At 42.6% G+C, this 1934-nt stretch carries 1 protein-coding gene and 1 pseudogene; one reads left to right on the top strand and one right to left on the bottom strand.

Going from position 1 to position 1934, the window contains the following annotated elements; translation table 11 throughout:
• Positions 1 to 472 (bottom strand): annotated as a pseudogene (locus B7C60_RS18695) (Na+/H+ antiporter NhaC); the annotation flags it as partial.
• A 423-nt stretch (positions 473 to 895) separates the two neighbouring features.
• Here B7C60_RS18695 and asd point away from each other — a divergent pair.
• The coding region (asd, locus tag B7C60_RS08925) for an aspartate-semialdehyde dehydrogenase (protein WP_245869074.1) at positions 896 to 1934 on the top strand (1039 nt) is incomplete at its 3' end.

Genomic DNA, 1934 nt, shown 5'->3' with positions numbered 1-1934 from the left:
CACCCCCAGCCGTCACGGGGGCGGGAACGCCGAGCCCTTGCCCAATTCCCATCATGGCGATCCCAGCGGTTCCAGCCGCTCCCCAAGAGGTTCCGGTTGCTAACGCGGTGAGAGAACAAATAATCATGGTGGCAAGTAAGAAAATCGATGGATGAATGGCTTTTAATCCATAATAAATGATGGTTGGAACAATCCCGCCAGCGATCCAAGTACCAACAAGAGCACCAACCGCAAGAAGAATCAATACAGCGCCTAATCCATTGGAAATGCCATTCAAGGCGGCTTTTTCTAATGCTTTGTATTGGTGACCAAGACGAATACCGAGCACCATAATAATAAACCAGCCAATATAAAGGGCGAGTTGGATGGGCAAATCAAACTTAGCCGTAAACGAAAAAGCCAATAATAAAAACAGACCCAGTGCAACAATCACTTGCAGCAAACTGGGTAAGCGTGGTGGGGCCTGTGTCATGTTTAGAACCTCGTGTTCGATGATAATACTAAGGAGATTGGGCGTCCTTATCAGTTCGAATAGACTTTACATTAAAAGGAATAATATATCGAATTCAATGATAACTGTTGTGATTTATATCGATAAAGTGGTTGTTTTGTAGGCTTAAATGTTGCTGTTTGGCAAATTTAATGAAATAAAAAAGTTTGTAGTGTGGTGTTTTCGTGTAACTGAATTTCAATAATTAAGTAAACTTTTAATTAATAAATCCTAAAAAAAGAAAAGATAAGCTTTATTAGGGGGTTGAACTTAAAACAGTGTTAAAGCACAGTAGATAGAAAATAAAGTCTCAAATTAACGTAATCAAATGTTGAGATTTTAGATTGAACCACTTATAGATGTGGGTGGCAGTTTTTTTATTTGAACACACGGAGAGTTAGTGTAATGAGAGTAGGTTTAGTGGGTTGGCGTGGCATGGTCGGTTCAGTACTGATGCAGCGTATGGTGGAAGAAAAAGACTTCGATCTCATCGAGCCGGTATTTTACAGTACATCACAAATTGGCATTGCTGCGCCTAATTTTGGTAAAGATGCAGGCGTGTTACAAGATGCGTTTGATATCGACAGTTTGAAGCAGTTAGATGCCGTAATTACTTGCCAAGGTGGTGGATATACAGAAAAAGTTTATCCGGCACTTCGACAAGCCGGATGGAAAGGTTATTGGATTGATGCTGCATCAACGTTACGCATGGATCCTGAAGCTATCATCACCTTAGATCCTGTCAACTTTAACCAAATTCAACAAAGTATCCATCAGGGAACGAACACCTTTGTTGGCGGTAATTGTACGGTTAGTTTGATGTTAATGGGGCTTGGAGGCTTATTTGAGAAAGGGTTGGTTGAATGGACCAGTGCCATGACTTATCAAGCTGCATCTGGAGCTGGCGCACAAAACATGCGTGAACTGATTTCACAAATGGGCGTGATAAATGATTCAGTTAGCTCAGAGCTTGCAAATCCTGCGAGTTCAATTTTGGATATCGACCAAAAAGTCTCGGAAACGATGCGTTCCTCATCGTTCCCAACCGACAACTTCGGCGTGCCTTTGGCTGGCTCACTCATCCCATGGATTGATGTGAAGCGTGAGAATGGACAGAGCAAAGAAGAGTGGAAAGCTGGTGTTGAAGCCAATAAAATTTTAGGCTTGCAGGATTCACCCATTCCAATTGATGGAACGTGTGTTCGTATTGGAGCCATGCGTTGTCACTCTCAAGCGTTAACTATCAAGTTAAAACAAAATGTCCCTCTCGATGAAATTGAAGAGATGATCGCTTCACATAACGACTGGGTTAAAGTGATTCCAAATGAGCGTGATATTACTGCGCGTGAACTGAGCCCAGCGAAAGTGACGGGGACGCTTTCTGTCCCTGTCGGGCGTTTACGTAAAATGTCGATGGGGGATGATTTTCTCAATGCCTTTACGG

It is taken from the genome of Vibrio fujianensis (assembly GCF_002749895.1).
GTDB lineage: Bacteria > Pseudomonadota > Gammaproteobacteria > Enterobacterales > Vibrionaceae > Vibrio > Vibrio fujianensis.
This window is presented reverse-complemented; position numbering and strand designations above follow the sequence as displayed.